The following is an 18,554-nucleotide window of genomic DNA, read 5'->3' on the forward strand; positions in this document are numbered from 1 at the left end:
ATATACGGGGAAAGGTTCCCTCTCCCTTTGATGTGTCGCAAACGGTCACAGTCTTACAGGAAACAGTTAGGTTTATCTAGGGAAATTCGACAAGGAGGGCGGCGTGCTTAGCGTAATGTGCTGCACTTCCCGACGCTGAAAGCGGAACTTGCGGCGAGCCGACGAACGCACCGTAATGCACGAAAGTAGTGACGTCAGCTTACGACAGTATGTCCACATGGCAATTAAGAGATTGCCTTCCATCAATTGCTGCTTTAGTATTGATTGAACGCAAAATGAAAAGAATGCCGATGGACGCGCCCGATTCCCTGTTACCGCTGGTCGAGATGCAAGCTGCGGCCAACGCGGGCAATCAGTGGGTGGCGCTGACCCTGTGCATTGATGCCGGCGCACAAGACCCGACCGCCGCCTGGCAAGCCGTGTTCGCCACATCCGCGCTATTGACGGCGCTCGCCCCGCTCGACTGCGTGCTGCTCGTTTCCACCCCCGCGATCCTGACGCCGGCCTTGTTGGCGCTGCTGCCGTCGAACCGCGTGCTGTTCGCGATTGCCGCCGGCGCGTTGCTGGACCCTGCCGCCTGCCGCGCCATGGCCGCGCTGCAGGAAGCGGGTTACCGCATCCTGATCGACGGCTCGACGCCGGCCGGCGTGCTGCTGCCGCCGAATTTACGCGCCGTCTCGCGTGATTGCACCGGTGGCGCCAGCGGCCCGGTGCCGGGCGCGCTGCTGGCGCTGTACGGCCCGCACCTGGCGCGCGGCGTAAACCACGCCGCGCGCCGCGACGCTTGCGAGCAAGCCGGCTTCGGCTGGTTCAGTGGCGCGTATCCGCTCCATCCGGCGCCATCAGACGACGCAGATGGCGGCTGCGCGCGCAAAAGCCTGCTCTCGCTGCTCGGCCTGCTGGCAGAGGACGCCGACACCCGCGACATCGAAATCCTGATCAGGCAAGACCCGGCGCTGTCCTACCATTTGCTCAAGCTGGTCAATTCGGCCGCCTTCGCGCCCGGCACGCCGATCACCAACCTCCACCAGGCCATCGGCCGGCTCGGCCGGCGCCAGTTGCAGCGCTGGATGCAGCTGTTGCTGTATGCGCGGCAGCGCGATGACGGCTTGCCCAATCCATTATTGCCGGTGGCGGCAACCCGCGCCGCCCAGATGGAGTCGCTGTGCAGGCAGCGCGGCGGCGACCGCGACGCCCAGAACGCAGCGTTTACCATCGGCGTGTTTTCGCTGCTCGACGTGCTGCTGGGAATTTCGATGGGCGAGATCGCCGCCGCCCTGAAGTTGGCGCCTGGCAACGCTTGCGCCCTGATCGAGCGGCGCGGCGAGCTTGGCCAGCTGCTGGCGCTGGTCGAAACGCCGGCGCCGACGCTGGCCGGTCTGCAGGCCGCCGGGGTCGCGCCGCCGCACTGGTGGCAAAGCCAGCTGCACGCCTACCGCTGGGCCATCCAGGTCAGCCGGAACCTGTAGATGCAGATGCGCGCTGACCCTTACCCTGAATCCGACTTCATCGCCAGTAGCGCGGCGCTGTGCGAAGCGGTGCTGCGGCTGCGCGGCAGGGTGCTCGACGAAGAACTCGGCCGCATCGCACGCTGCCTGCTGGCCAGTCCGTACGGCGTGTTCGAGCCGGGCGAGGGCGACGATGACGGTCACAAGGAGATCGATGACATCGGCGGCGAATTGCGCCAGAACGTCACTTGCGACGGCAATTATTTCGGCAGCTACAAGGTGTTCGGCCGCGCCAACTTCGGCCCGACCGACCGCCACCACCTGGCCAGCCTGGCCAGGCTGACCGCCAGCCTGCTGCAGGTTCATTCGCTGGCGCAACGATCCGCCCACGCCTACGTCCAGGTCGAGGCGCAACTGGCCCAGCAGCAGCAGGTGCTCGACCAGATCGAAGAATCGGTGCTCACGCTCGACCTGACTGGCTACATTACCAGCTGGAACAAGGGCGCCGAGCGGCTGTTCGGCTACAGCGCGGTCGAAGCGATCGGCAACCACATCCTGTTCCTGTACACCGACGAGGAGGCCGATGTTCACGACCGCTTCGCCGAGCAGGGCGGGCGCGTGATGGAAGTGCGGCGCCGCAAGAAATGTGGCGACGTCTTCTGGGCCAGCATGACGCTGTCGCGGCTGTGCGACGCCAACGGGCGGTCGAGCGGCCTGATCGCCTATCTGCACGACATTACCGGGCGCAAGGAGGCCGAAGAGCGGCTGCACCACCTGGCCTATTACGACGCGCTGACCAAGCTGCCCAATCGCAGCCTGCTCACCAAGCTGCTCGATCAGGCGCTGACGGTGGCGCAACGCAACGCAACGTCGGGCTGCGTGCTGTTCATCGACCTTGACCGGTTCAAGTGGATCAACGACACCCTCGGCCGGAGGATCGGTGACGAACTGCTGCGCCAGGTGGCATTGCGTTTTCGCGCCGTGCTGCGCCACGAAGACATCGTCTCCCGCATCTCCGGCGACGAATTCGTCGTCGGTCTGTTCGACATCCGCCAGCACTTCGAAGCCACCACGGTGGCGCAGAAGCTGCAGGCCTCGCTGGTCGATGCCTTCGTCATCGAAGGCCACGACCTGCGGGTCGCCGCCAGCATCGGCATCAGCGTTTATCCGCAAGACGGCGGCGACGCCGAAACCTTGCTGCGCCTGGCCGACATCGCCATGGCGCGCGCCAAGCGCGGTCATGACACTCTCGAGGACAGCGTGGCGTTTTACAGCCTCGACATGAACCGGGGCATGCACGAGCGCATGCGGATCGAATCGGGCCTGCGCCACGCCTTGGGCAACGGCGAACTGCTGCTGCACTACCAGCCGAAATTCCAGATCGACGGCGGACGCATCATCGGCGCCGAAGCGCTGGTACGCTGGCGTCATCCCGAGCGCGGCCTGATACCGCCGGGCGACTTCATTCCCCTAGCCGAAACCACCGGCCTGATCGTGCAAGTAGGCGAGTGGGTGCTGGAAGCGGCCTGCGCGCAAGCGGCCGTCTGGCAGCGCGCCGGCATGCCGCCGCTGCGCATCGCCATCAACGTCTCGGCGCGCGAGTTCACCGCCGCCTTGCCGGGCCGGCTGGCCGCGACCCTGGCGCGCTACGAACTGGCCCCAGTCTGGCTCGAACTCGAGATCACCGAAAGCGCGCTGATGCACGACATCGAGCGCGTGATCGACATCATGGACCAGATCAACGCGCTCGGCGTCACCTTGTCGCTCGATGATTTCGGCACTGGTTACTCGAGCCTCTCGTACCTCAAGCGCTTCCCGATCCACACCCTGAAAATCGACCGCTCCTTCACCACCGGCCTGCCGTCCGACGCCAGCGACTGCGCCATCGCCACCACCATCATCAGCATCGGCCAGCAGCTGCGCCACAAGGTCATCGCGGAAGGCGTCGAGACGGTTGAACAGCTCGAGTTCCTGCGCCAATCCGGCTGCGACGAAGTGCAAGGCTACCTGTTCTCGCGCCCGCTGCCACCTTTCGAATTCGAAACGGCGCTACGCGAGAACTGGCTGCTGGTCGAATAGCGGCCACAGGCGCTACCGGCGCTTGGGTGATTTATGTATAATGCGGGTCTGCAGGAAGCGTGGCCGAGCGGTTGAAGGCACCAGTCTTGAAAACTGGCGACGGTGTGAGCCGTTCGTGAGTTCGAATCTCACCGCTTCCGCCACTTAAGTCCTTGATACTAAAGGGCTTTTTTTGTTTTAACGGGTGGGCATTTGCTGCTCAAAAACATCGATCATCGGTGCTTCGTGGGTCTAGTTGCGGAACCGAGTTCCGCAACCTACGTTCCCCGTAGACTTCCACGTTAATTGAAAAAGCCCAGAGCGATCCGGGCTTTTTTTATTTCGTCGGCCGCACGGCCTGGCCAATGCGTCGATACACCCGCTCAGTGATGTCTTTTTCGGTGTGACCGAGCAGGGCGCTGGCGGCCGTCATGTCGACGATCTCACTGGCCGACTTGGCGCGGATGTCCCGGAACTGGAACGCCTTGATGCGCTCGGCCAAGGCAAGGTTATCGTCCTTCGTGCACGCTTCGATAGCGGTCTTGCGTGCCGCGTCAAAGCGGACGCGCAGGTGCCACTTCTTGACTTGTTCGCCGCTCGGCAACGTGACCAGGTAGCTGCCTGCCTTGCGACCCGGCCGGCCCTGAATGCGCTCGACGACGCTGGCCAGCTCCGACTTAACCGCATTCTCCTCGAGCATGATGCGCAGGAATTTCCCGGTCTTGCCTTGCTTGACGTGCAGCGAGCCGTCGCGAATATCGGCGTCGCGCATCCGGAGCACGTCCGCTGGCCGCTGGCCCGTCAGGTAGTTCAGATCCATGGCGTCCTGCAGCTCGAGGCAGGCCACCTGGTGCACCGTGGCCCAGACGTCCTTGTCGGCGTAGAAGTCGCGCGGCTTCTCCTTGTTCTTGCGTACGCCCCGGCATGGGTTCTCGTTCTTGGTATAGCCCCATTCGCGCGCCATGTTGAAGACGTGCGACAGCAGCGTGACTTCGCGATTCGCCCGTACCTTCGCCGTGCGTGCGTCGCGGTACCGGGCGATGTCCTGGGGTGTGAGTGCGTCGATCGGGGCCTTGTCGAACGCCTCGCGCAGCTGCCGAAGCGATCCGCTATTTTCGCGTTGCGTGCTTGCCGCCTTGGTAGGCAGGATGTCCTTGATGTACTGGTCGAAGACAAACTGCATCAGCGTCACGTTGGCGGGCACAGGCTTGCCCTCGTACTCGGCCCATTTGCGCTTCGCCTCGTTCAGATCTGTCCCCAGCGGCAGCTCGACCCGTTTGCCGTCCTTGTCCCGGCCGCTGTAGTAGTAGCCGATCCAGATCGTGCCGGATTGGCGGCTGCGGCGTCTTGCGACCATCCGTGGCGGCAGCTTCTTTCCAGTGGTTTTGGGGCGCATCGTGGGTTTTCCTTATCGTACTTTTGATGTGTCAAGGCTCCAGCCTGCTGCTGCTGGTGTGCTCAGCGTGGCTGGATTGATTCCGGTCAGTCGAAGCCTGGCGTACAAACGACCAATCTTCGGTGCCCCTGCGCGGTTCAGCAGGAACACCCAACCATTTTTCGTAAGCCAGTCCACCTGATCATTCTTTCGGCTGCAGCCAGAGATATCACTGACTTCCTCATCGCTGAGGGTTTCAGAAGGCAGTGTCATTTCAAATATCGCGCTCACGGGACCGCCTGCGCCGCTGGATTCTTCACTTCGACGATGTCCAGCTGGGTGCGGACGTCGGTACTGAATACCTCCGCCCAACCTTCGCCATGGGCAAGCGCGGCGCAAATCAACCTATCGAGCATAAAGGCATGTTCGGCCTTAGATTGCGTCGGGATCGCAAAACCTGCTTTTCGAAAGACGTGCGCGATGGGGCTTGTACGGAAGTTCGGGAAGCCCAACACATGTGTAAGTGCCCGCGTCATCGTCCGTGGGTAGAGCATCGGCACGTCACCGAAAGGCAGCGCTAGCTGCTGAGCGACAATAGCTATTATGTCGGTGATCTGTTCGCTGATTCCCCCGAGCAGCGGCTTAACTCGCCGAAGGAGCTGCTGCAAGGATTCATCCAGCTCTGCGGCAATCACAGCGCGCACGCGCACCACATTGTGTCTGCGGCCACTCGGCCCAGCCGGGGGGGCTTCGATCGAAGACTGGCGGCGCATGCACGAGTGGCTGTTGGGTGTACGGCCGATAAGGTGCGATGGTTCGTCGAAGCTGAGATTCATACCTTCAGTCTTCGCATGCATCGGTTTCGGGGCAGGGGTAGTGGCAACGGCAATAATCGTTCTATCGCAGGCCACGGACCTCGATCCGCAGCTTTTACCCGTGTCCTGGTCACCATGACATATTGACTCGGGCAGTTGTAGGGGTACTAGATTATCCGCGCGGATTGTTTCCATTAGCCGCGCGCCGGTGCGGTACGCCGCAAACGCTTTTCCCGCTGCGCATCGAATCTTTCCCTTAAGCGACCATACGCTCCCAACTGGGCGGGTTGCGACCGCAGCGCCATGATATTTTTTGCGGTCGCTATGGCCGTGCTGCAGATATCGACTGCTGACTCCGGCATTTTGGCGACCGCTCGGCTGGGCGCCTGCCATGAATCCTGCCCAAAAGATTTGAGGTGTCATAGAAAGTTTAAGGTGTGTGGCCCCAGCCCGTGTGCCGAATAATGGACTGAATTACGTGGCGGATCCACGCTGACCACTACAACTAACGGACCACGTACTGATTCCGTTAGCCTATCGCCTCACATGCGGCAGAACCACCTCGTGGTTCACCTGGCAACCGCAAATTTCTTTACTACATTATCTGTTTTTTTGGCATCGGTGTTGCAAACACGACTTTTTCACCTGTTTCACATATTTATTTCTCATTTGAGGTAACCGTAGCAACATTTATTTCAATATGGAAACTATGGCGTCGGTTAGATTGGCGAGTGATTACTCGGTACGGCCAGAAAGCTAGACAGCTACTAATGCGTCACATTGAGCTTCCCCGTATCAATGAGATAATTTAGCATAACTGCATGCATCATACTTTCGGAAAAGGAGCCGCAGCGTCGCTACTTTGTCATGATTAAAGCACTTCCGGTTACTCGCAAAATCAGCAAATTTTCAAAAAATGCGTATACGAAATCGAAATCTTTTATGATACTTGCAGCACTCTTCCTTCTGCTTAACCGCACCTGGGCGCACTCAACCCTCGTCGTGCCTCGGCATTCGCCAGATTTGCTGCTTGTCTCTCGTGTCGTTAACTATCCCCAAGCTCTTAAAAACGATAATCTACCATTCAAGATTTGCAGCGTTTCTTGACCGCTGACGCGGTCTTTGGAAACGCAGAGCAAACAAGCCCTTAGCCACGAAGTTTTGTGGCGAAGGCTATTTGCTCTGCACTTTGGTGCAGAGCTGCATTTGATGTCAACATTATGCAGTAGTAAAGTCGCTCGTTGACGAGCTGCACGGCTGTCTTTACATGGCGCGAACCTTCGTGCAAACCTCGTTCTATTTCGCTAGTCACAGCCAATCCGAACCGGGCAAGGACCAGAATAGGTACGCTCATCACGCACGCAGTCAGGACCCGTTAGGACGTGTAAAATTGACTGTCATGACCTGATGCGGTGGCAAAAGGCCATATCCCCAACGCAACTGAGGAAACTTTCATAACCTTATCATCTGCGGCGTGATAAGCGGGCGGCGGCACCACTTTCCTGTAGTTTTTTCGTAAAAATCGAAAATAAAAGATCGTATCGACACAAAGCGTTGATATCGACATGCCCACAACAGACAGAATGAACCGAAATTTTTACGAACTATCTCGCAATTTTGAGTGTACCTAAGAAAAATTATTGAGAATATATAATATATCAGGCGCCGAATTTATATTTAGATTCAACGGACTGCAGCTCATATCTAAAAAAATTATGAACGGAACTGATAGGTTAGCTGAAAATTTCATTGATCATTCATAACCAGATATCGAGCTGTTTGTGGATGTTGTTAGAGATCTCGACTTTCGTCGCCCCGCGCGCTTGCGCAGTTGCGGAAGCCCGCACGACAGGTGGCGACCCATGCGTGCAACTTAGGGCGCTCAACCGGCTCCCCGATCAGTTCGATGGTGCTGCAACCTCTCATCGCCCAGGGCGGCAATCTGAAAGTCGCGCACCGCCACGTTGCGATTTCAATCGTGCTCGCGTATGGCCCGCTGCTGGAAAATTTTCGGCAAGACAATGACATGCCGCTCGCGATGGTCCTGCGGTGGGTGGCGCAGCAGGCGCGGGGATGAATCGTTGTCGAACACTGGCGTCATGTCGACCAGTTTCCGGTCCCGCACGCGCGGCGATGAAACGTTCGCACGTATTGCGTCCCAGACACGCATCGCTATTAGCCGTAAGCGCGTAAAAGAACCGTTACCAACGGCGTCCTTGCGCTCCTGAGACACCCGTTCCCCGCACGCGAGGACGCTGCAAATCCCCGCACGGCCGGGCGTTGCAACTCTATTTTGAGCCAGTTTCAGTGCTATGCTGAAATGTTGATCTCACTGGAGATGACGGATTAGTCGGTGCAAGACCCGTGGAAGAAGGCTAACAACGACTCTGGAGAGACCATAAACGGTCGAAGAGTTCCCAGTGGCCTCCGGAGCGCTACAGCCGCACAGCGGCCTTCGACAACACTTCAGTCTCGTTAGTCGAACAGGTTAGCGACGGTAAATGCGGCAACCTTGCCAGTTTGCTTGAGGTAGTCGGGCAAAAGTGTGGCGCCCACAAAGATAGCCTTCGGAGCGCCTGTGACAAATCGCCGTCCGCTGTCGAGCCGTCCTCAATACTGGCGCGCGGGAAGCTGCCGGAAAGCCATGAAACAGGTCAAACTGCTACTCGTCGAGAGGGGTGATTTTCGAAAGAGTGGTCATTGGCTGTCGCGTGAAGTTCGTCCACGAGCAATATCTCAAGTTGAGGAGGGTTTTCGCGGTAACCCTCACGCTCGTGGATGAACCGCGAACAAGCGACGCGACACGCGCCTAGCTGTCTAGATTCGTGGGATCATGTACCCATGCGTAGTTGGCCACTGTTCAAAGCCAGAGACGCCCTGCGTACAATGCAATCAACGACAACCCACCGGCGACTTCATGACACAAGCCCTGCATAGCCAAGCGCGTACAACCCACCTGATCCGTGAAGAGATCCGTACCTCGACGTTGTCTCAAGCGGCCCTCGCGCGGCTCTATAATGTCACGCGCCAGACGATTCGCAAGTGGCAGGATCGCGATAGCCCGGTGGACCGATCCCACAATCCGATCACGATGTACACCACGCTCACGCCTGTACAAGAACTGATCGTGGTGGCGCTGCGCGAGACGCTCCTGCTGCCCACCGACGACCTGCTTGCAGTCACACGTGAGTTTATTAATCCGGCCGTCTCGCGCGCCGGCCTGGGGCGCTGCCTGCGCCGCCACGGCGTCTCAGACCTGCGCGATTTGGTCCCTGTCCTCGAGGGCGAGAAGCCCGCGACCAAGAAGACGTTCAAGGACTATGAACCGGGCTACCTTCATATAGACATCAAGTATTTGCCGCAAATGCCCGACGAGACTGCGCGACGCTATTTGTTCGTCGCCATCGACCGCGCAACCCGTTGGGTCTTCATGGAAATCTATGCCGACCAGTCCGACAGCAGCAGCACCGATTTCTTGATCAAGGTGAAAAACGCCTGTCCGATCAACATCGTCAAGCTACTCACCGACAACGGCAGCCAGTTCACCGACCGTTTTACCAGCAGGAAGAAAGACCCCGTCAGCGGCGATCGCATACCTACTGGCAAGCACGCATTCGACGTGCTCTGCAAAGACCTGGCGATCGAGCATCGCCTCATTCCGCCACGCCATCCGCAAACCAACGGCATGGTCGAACGCTTCAACGGCCGCATCAGCGAGATCGTCAATCAGACCCGCTTCGGTTCTGCCGCCGAGCTCGAATCGACTCTGCGCAACTACCTCAAGATTTACAACAACAACATCCCGCAGCGCGCACTGGAACATCAAACTCCGATCCAGGCGCTCAAGAAATGGCATGAGAAAAGGCCCGAATTATTCGCTAAACGCGTCTATAACCAAGCGGGTCTTGACACCTAGCCAACGCGTCAAGCAACGCATTGTCGCACCCGGCCGAGCGGTGGATCGCTGCCGACGCATGCTTTCATGCGCGGGACGCCCTCCTCGTCGCTTACTAAGCTCATTCGTCGACGTCGTCGGGCAGGCTGGCTAAGAGCTCGCCAATCCGCGCCAACTGTGCCTGCAGCGCGGGTACACACGAGGCAACGGCGGGAACCGTCAGATCGGACGATTCAGTCTTTGATAAGAAACCGTTCACGATCGTCCCCGAGCCATTTCGGTTGCCGACCGCGACCCGTCCACGTTTCGCCGTTCGGGCCCCGATATTTTGCGGGGACGTTGCCTGACGACTTCGACGACTTACTCGTTTTTTTGCCAACGCCGAGATCGCTTGGTGCAATACCGAATTCACTCATCATCGAGCGGATTTTGGCAACCGCGTCCGCCTGGCCAGCTTTTTTCACACTGGCCATTTCTTTTTCTAGCGCGGCGCGCTGTCGTTTATAGGTCGCTTCGAGTTCTGCATATTTTTCTTGCAGTTGTGCGAGTGTTGGGTTTGTCATTGAGTTGTCTGTTCTGGTTGTTGGTACTTTTATATGTGAGTAGGGGCGACTTTGAAAAAGTCGATGTTAATTGTCTCATATCTTCGCGCTAACCCGATCTATCGTGCGGAAGGCCGCGTTTATCAGCAAGGAAATCTGGAAGGTGCTTTGAAAGCTCAAGCAGAAGGGACAGTCTTTCCGAATTCCTCATGAGCTATCGATAGTCAGTGATTTCAGTGGAGGGCGGAGTTCTCGAGGCGGACCAGTACCAGGTAGTGTTTGCAAACACGGCGATCGTCTAAAATTCGACACGGCAAGTCTGTGCCCGCGATGACCGATTTTCTACCGCCGCGGTAGCTTATTAACGAGGTGGCACCGAGCTACTAACCGGTATCCGCTAAGCCTGAGAACCTCGAAGTATTTCACTTCAGCCGGATTTGCCTATTCGCTTGGCGCGCTTCGGCGCGTTGATCTTCTCCGCCAAGCAGTGAAGGGACGTGCGTTTCAACCGCTGCTCCAGCGTCGACAGGAATTTTCTCGATAGCTACGTTATGCCGGCTGATGCGACCGATTGCGCTGCCGCCCACGCCCGCCAAGTCATCTCTTGCCTTCTGCAAAATCACTCGGTCACACGCAGTATTTGCGACGACGTCGAATCCTGCCCGCAGCAATGCAGTCATCGCGCGATACCTGAAATCATCGCTTCCGCTGCGCACCGTGAGCGATCTCCATCCTTTTATTTTCGCAAGCTCGATCATTGCCTCGATCTCTTTGCCGTTGCCCCTGTCGCAGTGAATACTAAGCCCCCGGTCAACGACCCGACCGTCCCGGTTTGTGAAAACGACGCCTTCAAGTGATTTATCGACGCGCCAATATTTCGCGAGCTTCTCTGATGACTGCCCATAGGTTTTCTCCAGCATCTGCTGACGATGCCTGCTTCGAGATTGCGGAATATCCGCTGGAATATTCGCGAACAGAGGCCTGCGCAAGCGGGAATCGAGCGCTATTTTTTTATGATCTTTTCGAAGAGCGTTTTCTGCTTTCCTGCCTGCATCGGCACCGCGCCCAGCTTCTTCGAGAGAGGATTGAGTGATAATTCGATCAACTCGACGCGCGTGCTCGTCATTTTTAATGTCGCTGTCATGCATGGGGGCAGCCGAGCGAACGGTGGCATGTTCTGCAGGAACTGATCGTATTGCGACAGCGATGAATCCGTTATCGCCAAGTTCTCGATTTCGTTCCGCAATTGCATTTCGTCGTGCTGCGTTACCCCGTGCGGCAAGTTGTTCACTATCGCGAGTTTGCTCATACTGGATAACTTTCTGTAGTTCAGACCATTTATATTTCTCGCCCAGTTTCGATCCCGAAAACGCTACGCCGGAAAATGTAAAACTGAATCCGTTCATTTTCCCAGTGCTCGCAATGTTTGCGACTACGCCGATGCCCTTGGCCTCAAGCCGGCGCACAAATTCGATTGTACTGGGACGCCCTCCTGTTGCAGCGGTCACAAGTTCTTGCAAAATAAGGCGCGGAGGCCGCTCGCCGAGGCGTATAGCTTTTTCTACTTCGCCATTTGTTAGCGCCTTATGAGCAGCTTCTTTGCTCGCGCCGACCGGTGTTAATGCGTAGTCTCGTTCGAGCTCGCGCATTAGCTTCTCTTGACGCTTGTAGTCGTTGCTATCACTGACCACAGTTCCGTCGAATCTGATTCGATTGGCAAGGATATGAATATGCTCGTGGTCAGTGTCGGTATGACGCGTTACAACGAATTGGCTTTCCTCAAGGCCCATGGATTTCAAGTATTTATTGCCAATTTCTATCCACTGTGCGTCGGAAAGCTTTTCGCCGGGCGCGGCAGAAATAGAGACGTGCAAGACCGCCTTTTTAAGATTGGGACGAAGTTTGCGGATTCGGCCAAATTCCTTCGCCATTGCGCGGGACTGCACACTGGCGAGATTTGTATACAATAGCTGGCCACCATATTTCCCCAGATCGTATTCGAGTGCACCCCGAAAGCCAGCGCCTATTTTCTTTTTAGCGATCACTCTCTTACTCCAATCAGGTCTAAGCGAAGCCGACTAACTTCACCGATCATATGAATTAAAAGATCGTCAGCGACGATAACCTGACGACCAGCATTTGCATGTTTCGCAAGCTGATTGAGATTCGCTGATAAGCGAGCGAGCGATGCGTATTGGTCGCGATTAACAGCGGGCGCAGGGGGCGAAGGAAGGCGGCGCGATAGCGCTGTCTCACGCACGAATTCCGCCAGGCGCATCGCACACGCAAGGGCGCGTTCGCACAGATGAGCGTGCTCACCACGCGAAAAGGCCACGTTAACGCTCTTGTAGCGCACGTCCGCTGCTGGTAGACGCGGGCGGCCGCCGCGGGATCTTACTTTCGTTTCCGTCATAGTTTTCTCCTTAGTGAGCGCAGCGGGTGGTATTTCCCCCCGGAGGGCAGGTCACCCCAAGCGAAGCGCCGGGGTGAGTTTCCGCGCAGTGGAAACATGGCTTGCTACTAACCTGCTGTTGCTTTCGAACTATTGCGTCTACGCTAACATGCGTTGCCAATCAGAACCTAGCCGGAGACCCTACGTCGGCGGGTTTTTCGTGCCGGCGACGAAATAAGTGCCTCGGCCGGACGGGGGCGGCAACGTTGTTCGTCGTCGAAAATGGGGGTGCGGTAGACTGAAGAGAGGCTGCAATCGCTTAAGCGATTACAGCCGCCCTGGCGGGCGCGAGGGGGGGCTGCGGGGGAGGAAAGGCGGGTACCTGCAGTCAGCAGGTCTTGGCCGGCGCCTGGATCCCATTGCGCATTAACGTGAGTTCACCAATTAAAAATGACCCGACTCAACATCTTCCTTGATACTGAATTTTCTGATTTTGTCGGCCTCGACCTAATCTCGATGTCGCTTGTTGCTGGCACGAGTCCACCGCAAGAATATTATGTCGAGATTACAGATTTTGATCGGACAATCTGCAACGAATTCGTGATCGCGAATGTCTTGCCGAATTTAAATAAAGCGCCTGGACGTGCTATGTTATATGACGCTGCACGTGACGACTTACGCGCCTGTCTTGAGGAATTTCGCAAAGCCAATGCAGTGGTTTGTTATGATAACGTCGGGGACTATGTGCGGCTCCAGGAGCTCTTATATCAGCCCTAGCGCGGCACGGAGTACGTTCGTTTTCCCGAGTGGCTGGGCACTCATAATATTTATATGCAGCTTGATCCTGTTTTGCTTTTAGAGTATTGGCGGGACCATCTGGAATATACGCAACGTCATGCTTTGCACGATGCGCGGGCGAATGCTGCTGACTATATCGACGGCGGTGAGGCGCAAAAGTATTTAGATACAATCGTATCCCGAACGCGAACACGAGCAAGATAATGCGAATTTATATAGACACGGAGTTCACGAATTTTGAAGCGCCGTCTTTAATATCGTTGGCACTGATCGCTGATACATCGCCACCAAGCGAATTTGATGGCGAGCTTGTGGCTGGCGATTACGAAATTTCAAGCTGCAGCAATTTCGTCCGAAAAAATGTTGTGCCGGCTCTCGGCAAGCGACCAGATCGAGTTTTAAAGATTGAGGAACTGCGCAGCCAGGTGCGCACTTTCGTAAAACAGTTTGCTGCGAGTGACCCGATTATTAGCTACGACTACCCGCTCGGTCTCGGTTTTTTTAAGGCAATTGTCGGCGATATACCCGCTGGCTACGATACGAAAGCATTAGAGGAAAATCCTCCGAAAGCGTCGTCGACGAATATTTTCTGACGAATCCGTATCATCATCGGCACCATGCCCTGCATGATGCCCAGGCGCTACGACATGCACACAAAGCGGGGTTTCCACCATGACGATCAAGCTAAGACGATTTCTTGCGAGCGATGCGTTTCAGGCGGCCGCGGCGAAGCGTGTTGCTGCGGCAGTTGGTGAGGCCGGCGCGACCTTTAACGCTGGAACCTCACAACATCGGTGAGCAGCGGAACTCGCAGCGGTCCGCCTCTATCGATGCAGTACGAGGCGTAATCGACAAAGTGTCGTTGCCTCGAACGGTAATGGGGGTAGTGGTCCAGATGCCAACGACAAGCATCGATGAAATCCTGTGCCGGTATGGCTAGCTGTTTTGATAGCTCTTCAAAACGGTTCAAATCGACCAGCAGCTCTGCACATTGCGCGTCGTTCGCTGCGTTCGGGGCCCAAAGCACTCCGGCTGGCAACTCATGAATCGCGTAATCAAGAACCGAGTAAATCTGAGCCACCTCCCGCTCAAGGGCTTGTACACTGGCGCCTTCTGGAATTGTCATAACGAGTACGTGGTTAAGTAAATTATCTTTGAAGGACCGCTTTTGGCTGCGGATTCAATCGATGATTGCAACACTCTAACCTAAGTAGGCGCCGAGAAATTATTGTGATTTATAGCGAACAGCAAGGGATGCGATGCAAGGCGTCCGCCGCGACGCCTAGTTACGGCCACCGAAATTCGACATTACAGGAGAAATGTCATCTTTTGCAGCGGTTGTCGCAAGCGATTCGAAGTGGGCCGAACACCAACGCCGATTCGACTGGTCCCTTGAGACCGCTTACGGAAGCATCTGGCCAGTTCAAGTATCGTGATGATCGCAACGGTCGTCGTCACGGTGGCAACCCATGACTTGGCGAAGGGCGTGCTAACTGGGGTATTGTTGCCTGGCGTCTTTTTCGCTTAGAAAGTGAGCCAACTCGTCGAGGTGCGCTCGCGCACTGGAGACGCCGGACGTGCCCGCCAAAAGCAGATGGCAGGACAGGTTTTCTTCGCTTCATCTGATCAGCTCGTCCACGCGTTCGACTACGGCGAAGCCCTCGATCGCGTGCACATTGACCTCAGCGATGCGCACTTCTGGGATATCACCGCGATCAGCGCATTGGATAAGGTCGTGTTGAAGTTCCGCAGGTCAGGAGCGCAAGTGGAGGTACACGGACTCGTAGCGATTCAACTGTTGGCTTAGAACATAAAATAGTTCCACATAGGAAGCCAAAACTACTTGACGACAAAAAATTAAAAAATGGTAAACGAGTTTTTAACGAAAACACAAAGTCGATGTATGTTTGTACTTACAGTCTGACACATATTAAGAACTTTTGAAGGTTTCCAGAATCTTACTAAGTAGACGCAGCGCCGCATCTTTACGGATAAAGAAGGCCTGGCAAATGCTATACGCGCAGTAACGTCTACGGTCGATCATACACGTTCGGGGAGAGCGGAATGGCTGGGAACCGGTTCGAGAACGATATAGCTGAGCTCTCCTTACAATCCAGGGAACGTCCCTTCGACGCAATCGTCGTCGGCGCAGGTTCTGCAGGCCTGACATTTGCGCGCACACTGTATGAAGAGGGGGTTAGGGTACTCTTACTGGAGGCTGGTCCATTGCCGTTCTTGGGGCACATCAACAATACTGACATGCGGTTTTCCCGGCAGTTGTCGCGTGAACTGCGGGACACGCTGGCCTACCGCCAAAACCTGGACGGCGGCGGGCATTTCGGCCCAAACTATAGCTGTTTGGGTGGGCGTGGTTTGTTCTGGAACGGCGCAAGCCCACGGTATTCACCCGGTGATTTCGCTCATTGGCCCTCGACAGGCGTACCAACGGAAGCGGATTACCTGTGGGCCGAGCATCAGTTTCACGTTTCTGCCGGAATGGGAGAAACCGCAATGGCCCAGAACATAATCGTTCGGCTCAAGCAGGCGACATATGCAGCAGAACCAGGCCCGTTTTCGGCCGATATCAGTGGCCTTTACCCCGGGCGCTTGAGCGCAGGAATAGGCTCTGGCCTGGGATTATTTCTGCGCGCTTGCGGTGATGCGCTGGTCAAGAGCGAAATCACAGTTACGATCAATACACGCGTCGATGAGCTGTTGATCGAAGGCGGAGCGGTGCGTGGGGTGCTCGCCTTTCAGGACCGGAATTCCCGGAGCCCGGTCGAGTTGCTGGGGCGTTCAGTTGTCTTGTGTGGCGGCGGCCTCGAATCGGTGAAGCTCGCTGCAGTCTCCAAAGTGCCGGATCCAAACAAAAGAATCGGCAGGGGAATCCAGGAACACTTGTTTTACACCGCATCCCTGAATGCCCATGCACTTTACGACAGGGACACGCCTTCATCGGCCATCGTCTACGTTCGTGCTCCATCACAAGTGGAACATCAGTGGGAACTGCATGCCCCTGGAAACCGGCTTTTTGCGATCGATGATGGCAGCATTTGGGCGCCCGCCAGTTCACCGCCCTACGAGATAATGATCCGGGCCTTCGCCGCCACCGAGAAGCGTGACGACAACGCTCTAGAGGCCAGGCGGGGGCCACTTGGAAGCTCGACCATTCATTTCACATTGTCCCTTGCGGACCAGTTGCGCAAGGATCAGATCCTTGCCGACGCAGTGCGTTTCGCGCGCGCCCTAGGGGCTGCGCCGTCTGCCTCGCCGGCGCTCGAATCGGTCGAACGGTTCCGGCCAGTAGGGAGCAGTTACCACGAGGCCGGCGGGCTAGATATGGGCTTGGAACTGACAACGTCGGTCACCATGCCTGATGGGCGCTTCCATCATCTGGACAATCTGGTCAGCGGCGATGCCGCGTCCTTTCCGCGAATTGGTGCAACCAACCCGCATTTGACGATCGTTGCATTGGCCCGCCGCAAAGCAACGTTGCTCGCACAGCGCCTCACCGCCTGACTGGAGACTGTTATGCCTCATGTACAAGGTGTCGAACTGCCCGTTGGGGCGTTAGGCGTGCGTCTATTCGTTGGCTACCGGGCAGCTGCTTTCGTTCCTCAAGCAGGAGATGACGGCACGACGCGGGCGAAAAAGCGCGCCGAGTTCTTCAACGAGCTCGGCAGTGCGTTCATGCCCGCAACGGCGGTCATGCAGGCGCCACTCGGTCTGGCGGCATACCTGCCCGCAGTGCTCGATACTGACCCTGCATCCGGACTTCCGGACGAGGTGGCAGCCATCGTGTACGCTTCGCGTACCGTCTACGACCGTTACCGCGAAACGTCCCTGTCGCGCAGGATTTATACACGCTCCCATGTAGCCGTGTTCGACATGGCGCGCTCCGTGGCCCAGTTTGGGAAGCCACTCGACGACCCAAACGTCGTCCAGGCCAATGGCAGTGCGCATCGTTTCAGCTTCCTCTTCGAACAGGCTAGGGTAGATTGGCAAGCTGGCCAGACACGGGTTGTTTTTATCACTCCTGGCGAGGCAGGTGAAGCGTTCCAGTGGGAGCTTTTGCACCGGCTCGGCGCGTGCGCTGTTGCCGCAACAGAATTTGGCGTGGACCAGATACTAGTTGTTTGTGCGAACTCGTTCGCAGCGCTCTGGATTCACGCGCCCCTTCCTGTACGCGATCCCGTTGGCACGCTCGATCTGCTCCCGGGGGGTGCCACCATCGTCCGCGATCTCGAAGCAATCCAGGTTCCGGTCACTGGCGACTTTTCGCCCACGCCGACGGTTGACGGGCCGGTCGCGATCACCTTTCGTTTCGAGCGCAGGCTCGACCTGTTTATTCCTCCGCAATAGGCTGGTGCCATGCAAACGCTTCAGGACCAACTCCGCGAGTACCTGGCTGGCTGGCGCAATGACATGAGCCCAGCTTGGGATGAATTCTTCGCGGGCATCGAGCCTGACCTTGAAGCGGTTGACTCGACGCTACTGGGTCCATCAGAGCTACCCGTCATACCGGGGCGGCGCGGTAAGCCCCTGGCCGGGGCGCCGGAAGGTGCGCATGTGTTCCGGGCGTTCGACGACATCGTTCCTGCCCGCGTGCGCGTGGTTGTGATTGGTCAGGATCCATATCCTCGAGTAACGAGGGCGACTGGCCGCGCCTTTGAGGACGGAGCCCTGATTGATTGGAGTGGCGAGGTGGCGGTCAGTTTGCAGCGTGTGGTGCAATCGGCGCTTGCATACCGATACCGCCGCCTGGACTTTGCGACAGGGCCAGGCGGCTGGGCGCAGATCCAGTCCATGCTTGTAACAGGCGCGCTAGCACTCGAACCGCAACGTGATTTTTTTGACCGTCTGCAACGGCAAGGTGTCCTGTTCGTGAACGCCAGCTGGACCTTGACCCGTTTTATGCCAGGTGGCGCACCCGAACAGGTGGCGCAGGTCGCCATGTGGCGGCCAATGGTGCGCCACCTGATTCAGGGGTTGATCGAACGTAGGCAGGGGGTTGTGTTCCTCCTGCTCGGTGCATTCGCCCAAGGCGTCTTCGCTCAGAGCGGCGGGGGCGGCGTTGAGCAAGATGGGGCACCACTCGCCGGCTTCGCAGCAGTGCGCCATCCCCATCCGAATGCAAAAGGCGCATGCGGATATTTTTCAAAACGGAACCCGCTTGCTCAGGTGAACGCTCGTCTGACGCAAATGTCCCAGCCGAGCATTGAATGGTGAGT

General features: G+C 57.2%; 16 protein-coding genes, 1 tRNA gene and 2 pseudogenes. 12 read left to right on the plus strand and 7 right to left on the minus strand.

Annotated elements, in window-relative coordinates; all coding sequences use genetic code 11:
* Nucleotides 1-275 precede the first annotated feature (275 nt).
* From CR103_RS13900 to CR103_RS13910, 3 genes are all read left to right on the plus strand, one after another.
* Nucleotides 276-1,469, plus strand: a complete 1,194-nt coding sequence (locus CR103_RS13900) for an EAL and HDOD domain-containing protein (RefSeq protein WP_229443058.1) — start codon at nt 276-278, stop codon at nt 1,467-1,469.
* On the plus strand, nt 1,470-3,527 hold the full coding sequence (locus tag CR103_RS13905; RefSeq protein WP_229443059.1) for a putative bifunctional diguanylate cyclase/phosphodiesterase: 2,058 nt from the start codon (nt 1,470-1,472) through the stop codon (nt 3,525-3,527).
* 53 nt (nt 3,528-3,580) lie between these two features.
* A tRNA-Ser gene (locus CR103_RS13910) sits at nt 3,581-3,670 on the plus strand.
* A gap of 173 nt (nt 3,671-3,843) precedes the next feature.
* Here the strand turns inward: CR103_RS13910 and CR103_RS13915 are convergent.
* The 3 genes from CR103_RS13915 to CR103_RS13925 are packed head-to-tail and all read right to left on the minus strand — an operon-like array spanning nt 3,844 to nt 5,738.
* Nucleotides 3,844-4,902 (minus strand): phage integrase, encoded by a 1,059-nt coding sequence (locus CR103_RS13915; protein ID WP_099916580.1) that lies wholly within the window; start codon nt 4,900-4,902, stop codon nt 3,844-3,846.
* 12 nt (nt 4,903-4,914) lie between these two features.
* Nucleotides 4,915-5,172: a DUF4224 domain-containing protein gene (locus tag CR103_RS13920; RefSeq protein WP_143752610.1), complete on the minus strand. Its 258-nt coding sequence runs from the start codon at nt 5,170-5,172 to the stop codon at nt 4,915-4,917.
* Complete coding sequence (locus CR103_RS13925) at nt 5,169-5,738, minus strand: hypothetical protein (protein ID WP_099916582.1); 570 nt, start codon at nt 5,736-5,738, stop codon at nt 5,169-5,171. The genes CR103_RS13920 and CR103_RS13925 overlap by 4 nt, the downstream gene beginning before the upstream one ends.
* Nucleotides 5,739-7,602: 1,864 nt before the next feature.
* On the opposite strand from CR103_RS13925, the gene CR103_RS22745 reads away from it, so the two are divergent.
* Nucleotides 7,603-7,773 carry a hypothetical protein gene (locus CR103_RS22745; RefSeq protein ID WP_180279396.1) on the plus strand — a complete coding sequence of 57 codons (171 nt, stop codon included), beginning with the start codon at nt 7,603-7,605 and terminating at the stop codon, nt 7,771-7,773.
* Between the two features lie 840 nt (nt 7,774-8,613).
* Nucleotides 8,614-9,612, plus strand: coding sequence for an IS481 family transposase (locus tag CR103_RS13930; RefSeq protein ID WP_099916583.1), 999 nt, complete (start codon nt 8,614-8,616; stop codon nt 9,610-9,612).
* Between the two features lie 212 nt (nt 9,613-9,824).
* Here CR103_RS13930 and CR103_RS13935 read toward each other — a convergent pair whose 3' ends face one another.
* The 3 genes from CR103_RS13935 to CR103_RS13945 form a co-directional block, all read right to left on the minus strand.
* Complete coding sequence (locus CR103_RS13935; RefSeq protein ID WP_099916584.1) at nt 9,825-10,154, minus strand: H-NS histone family protein; 330 nt, start codon at nt 10,152-10,154, stop codon at nt 9,825-9,827.
* Nucleotides 10,155-10,555: 401 nt separating this feature from the next.
* The gene (locus CR103_RS13940; protein ID WP_143752612.1) at nt 10,556-12,178 is read right to left on the minus strand and encodes a relaxase/mobilization nuclease domain-containing protein; all 1,623 of its coding nucleotides are present in this window, start codon (nt 12,176-12,178) and stop codon (nt 10,556-10,558) included.
* On the minus strand, nt 12,175-12,546 hold the full coding sequence (locus CR103_RS13945) for a plasmid mobilization protein (RefSeq protein WP_099916586.1): 372 nt from the start codon (nt 12,544-12,546) through the stop codon (nt 12,175-12,177). The genes CR103_RS13940 and CR103_RS13945 overlap by 4 nt, the downstream gene beginning before the upstream one ends.
* 429 nt (nt 12,547-12,975) lie before the next feature.
* On the opposite strand from CR103_RS13945, the gene CR103_RS13950 reads away from it, so the two are divergent.
* Nucleotides 12,976-13,302, plus strand: a complete 327-nt coding sequence (locus CR103_RS13950; RefSeq protein WP_099916587.1) for a hypothetical protein — start codon at nt 12,976-12,978, stop codon at nt 13,300-13,302.
* Nucleotides 13,303-13,583: 281 nt separating this feature from the next.
* Nucleotides 13,584-13,916, plus strand: a complete 333-nt coding sequence (locus CR103_RS22125) for a hypothetical protein (protein WP_218968487.1) — start codon at nt 13,584-13,586, stop codon at nt 13,914-13,916.
* A gap of 176 nt (nt 13,917-14,092) precedes the next feature.
* Here the strand turns inward: CR103_RS22125 and CR103_RS13955 are convergent, their stop codons facing one another.
* Complete coding sequence (locus CR103_RS13955; RefSeq protein ID WP_099916588.1) at nt 14,093-14,449, minus strand: hypothetical protein; 357 nt, start codon at nt 14,447-14,449, stop codon at nt 14,093-14,095.
* A 276-nt stretch (nt 14,450-14,725) separates the two neighbouring features.
* Here CR103_RS13955 and CR103_RS13960 point away from each other — a divergent pair.
* The 5 genes and pseudogenes from CR103_RS13960 to CR103_RS13975 form a co-directional block, all read left to right on the plus strand.
* A pseudogene (locus CR103_RS13960) lies at nt 14,726-15,106 on the plus strand (STAS domain-containing protein); the annotation flags it as partial.
* A gap of 281 nt (nt 15,107-15,387) precedes the next feature.
* Nucleotides 15,388-15,540, plus strand: a pseudogene (locus CR103_RS24145) (NAD(P)-binding protein); the annotation flags it as partial.
* Nucleotides 15,541-15,582: 42 nt separating this feature from the next.
* Nucleotides 15,583-16,842 carry a GMC oxidoreductase gene (locus CR103_RS13965; protein ID WP_229443060.1) on the plus strand — a complete coding sequence of 420 codons (1,260 nt, stop codon included), beginning with the start codon at nt 15,583-15,585 and terminating at the stop codon, nt 16,840-16,842.
* Nucleotides 16,843-16,854: 12 nt separating this feature from the next.
* Complete coding sequence (locus tag CR103_RS13970; protein ID WP_143752614.1) at nt 16,855-17,685, plus strand: hypothetical protein; 831 nt, start codon at nt 16,855-16,857, stop codon at nt 17,683-17,685.
* 9 nt (nt 17,686-17,694) lie between these two features.
* Nucleotides 17,695-18,552, plus strand: a complete 858-nt coding sequence (locus CR103_RS13975; RefSeq protein ID WP_099916591.1) for a uracil-DNA glycosylase family protein — start codon at nt 17,695-17,697, stop codon at nt 18,550-18,552.
* The last annotated feature ends 2 nt before the right edge of the window (nt 18,553-18,554 follow it).

The sequence above is a fragment of the Massilia psychrophila genome (assembly GCF_002760665.1).
GTDB lineage: Bacteria > Pseudomonadota > Gammaproteobacteria > Burkholderiales > Burkholderiaceae_D > JAFCUW01.

Coding starts and splice junctions, on each gene's coding strand:
- CR103_RS13900 (WP_229443058.1), top strand. CDS start 276: ATGAAAAGAATGCCGATGGACGCGCCCGATTCCCTGTTACCGCTGGTC.
- CR103_RS13905 (WP_229443059.1), top strand. CDS start 1,470: ATGCAGATGCGCGCTGACCCTTACCCTGAATCCGACTTCATCGCCAGT.
- CR103_RS13915 (WP_099916580.1), bottom strand. CDS start 4,902: ATGCGCCCCAAAACCACTGGAAAGAAGCTGCCGCCACGGATGGTCGCA.
- CR103_RS13925 (WP_099916582.1), bottom strand. CDS start 5,738: ATGCATGCGAAGACTGAAGGTATGAATCTCAGCTTCGACGAACCATCG.
- CR103_RS22745 (WP_180279396.1), top strand. CDS start 7,603: ATGGTGCTGCAACCTCTCATCGCCCAGGGCGGCAATCTGAAAGTCGCG.
- CR103_RS13930 (WP_099916583.1), top strand. CDS start 8,614: ATGACACAAGCCCTGCATAGCCAAGCGCGTACAACCCACCTGATCCGT.
- CR103_RS13935 (WP_099916584.1), bottom strand. CDS start 10,154: ATGACAAACCCAACACTCGCACAACTGCAAGAAAAATATGCAGAACTC.
- CR103_RS13945 (WP_099916586.1), bottom strand. CDS start 12,546: ATGACGGAAACGAAAGTAAGATCCCGCGGCGGCCGCCCGCGTCTACCA.
- CR103_RS13950 (WP_099916587.1), top strand. CDS start 12,976: ATGACCCGACTCAACATCTTCCTTGATACTGAATTTTCTGATTTTGTC.
- CR103_RS13955 (WP_099916588.1), bottom strand. CDS start 14,449: ATGACAATTCCAGAAGGCGCCAGTGTACAAGCCCTTGAGCGGGAGGTG.
- CR103_RS13965 (WP_229443060.1), top strand. CDS start 15,583: ATGCGGTTTTCCCGGCAGTTGTCGCGTGAACTGCGGGACACGCTGGCC.
- CR103_RS13970 (WP_143752614.1), top strand. CDS start 16,855: ATGCCTCATGTACAAGGTGTCGAACTGCCCGTTGGGGCGTTAGGCGTG.
- CR103_RS13975 (WP_099916591.1), top strand. CDS start 17,695: ATGCAAACGCTTCAGGACCAACTCCGCGAGTACCTGGCTGGCTGGCGC.